Below are 1,666 nucleotides of genomic sequence, written 5' to 3'. Positions count from 1 at the left end.
ATGGGACACAAATCGATTAGCTCGACGGAGGTCTATACGAAGGTGTTCGCACTTGATGTTGCTGCGCGGCATCGAGTTCAGTTTCAGATGCCCGAAGCTGATGCGGTAGCCATGCTGAAAGGGAAAGTTTAGGTGCAGGCATTTATATAAACCCAATAGTGACTTGCTGATACACCCTGCTGGTTTGTTAAACCTCTTCTTTTATCGAAACTTGTTTCTGAACAAAAACAAATGAGTGGTACAAAATAGGCCGCTGGAGCGGCCTCTGACGACATTAATTAAACGTCAAGTTACCATAATGGATCGGTTGTCCAGTTTGAGGGGAATCCCATTCCGGATAAAATGTAACTATGGTTATGATATTTATTAATTAGTGCCTGCAATTCAGCAGAAAACTGATTTTGTTGCTTAATAACATTGTCAGAAATTAATTTTATAGTGGCAAGTATCAGATAAATCTTGTTCGTTTTGCTTGGTGGGATAGTAAGGTAGGAACCGGAAACTAATACATTATTAGTACTGACAAATCCAGATGGCAAACGATAGTTACTGTTCCAAGTCCTTGAGTTATGTGATGCTCTGTTTCGGAGTTCTTTTATCGCTAGTAGCCAAGAGATCATTTCTTTGTAATTTTTGGCATTCATTTTTTTTGCAGCATCTCCAAGCTTATTCGTTCCGGAATGCATAAATTTATTGGAGTCTAATGCTTCAGCAAACTTAACAAATGCGTCAAAACTCATTAGTTCCGTCGCAAGCCAGAAAGGAGGAGCTGAGCGCCATGACTCTTTTGGGCTGATATAGTTGTCTTTATAATATCGTGCAAACTCCATCTTGGAGTAATGTAAATCATCAGAGATCTTCTTCCTTAAGATGGGTAACTTCTCTGTATCCTTAAAGTAATCGTCATTAAGATACCAGAACGGGTCATTTGTAAATGACGTGATAACCTGATCAAGTATAGTTTTGGCTTTTACTTCTATGCGCAAGATATATTTATTACAAAACTCACGCAGCTCGCAGTCAAAATAATAGAGTTCAACACTTTGTGTAAACGTGGTGCCGGGTATGTAGTTTTTTGTTCCGGTCGCTAAAAAAGGGTGCATATATGACTTAAACCGATACCAGTTGATACGGGAGAGATACTCTTCTGCTTCGACAACACCGTATGGTGCTGAGAAAGTTACACCTTTTGGTATGAGGTGCGTGTGTATGAGGTCGTGGGGGGAAACAAAAGGCTTGGTATAGACGTTCATTCCGAAAACCAGGATAAGTTTTTATTGCGTTTTTTTAGCAGGTTAGCTTAATTTAGGCAAGAAAAAACCCGCTGATTGCTTAGCTGAATACTGCTAAACCACCGCGGGTGTTGGTAAAGTAACTATAGCTAGCCTGGAAAAAGATGTCAACACAAATCCACCATTCTTCTGCGCTGATCGGTGACAAGCACAGCTTGTTAAGCATCGTTAAAACTATCAACTTGAAAACTGACCGTCTTGTTCCCTACTACTATAGCAAAACTGGACAGAATTATCTCTGTGTCCAAGCTGGCGCAGGTGTTTCGTCATGGAGAGAGTTGTAAGTTCTACTAGCCGACCGAGCCGTCGATCGACAGATTATCCCTGCACCAGGCGTAACACGAATGGCTTTTTCAAGGCTACAGTTAATAGAA

At 40.8% G+C, this 1,666-nt stretch carries 1 protein-coding gene and 1 pseudogene; one reads left to right on the top strand and one right to left on the bottom strand.

Translation table 11 applies throughout. From position 1 onward, the window contains the following. Positions 1–132 (top strand): annotated as a pseudogene (locus tag CWM53_RS12540) (phage integrase family protein); the annotation flags it as partial. Positions 133–290: 158 nt separating this feature from the next. Here the strand turns inward: CWM53_RS12540 and CWM53_RS12535 are convergent. Then, entirely contained in the window at positions 291–1,253 is a 963-nt protein-coding gene (locus CWM53_RS12535) for an Abi family protein (RefSeq protein ID WP_096835037.1), read from the bottom strand. Positions 1,254–1,666 lie beyond the last annotated feature (413 nt).

The sequence above is a fragment of the Klebsiella sp. A-Nf5 genome (assembly GCF_002810545.1).
GTDB lineage: Bacteria > Pseudomonadota > Gammaproteobacteria > Enterobacterales > Enterobacteriaceae > Klebsiella > Klebsiella variicola.
Note: the sequence above shows the minus strand (reverse complement) of the source record. Positions and strands in the feature narration are given on the sequence as shown.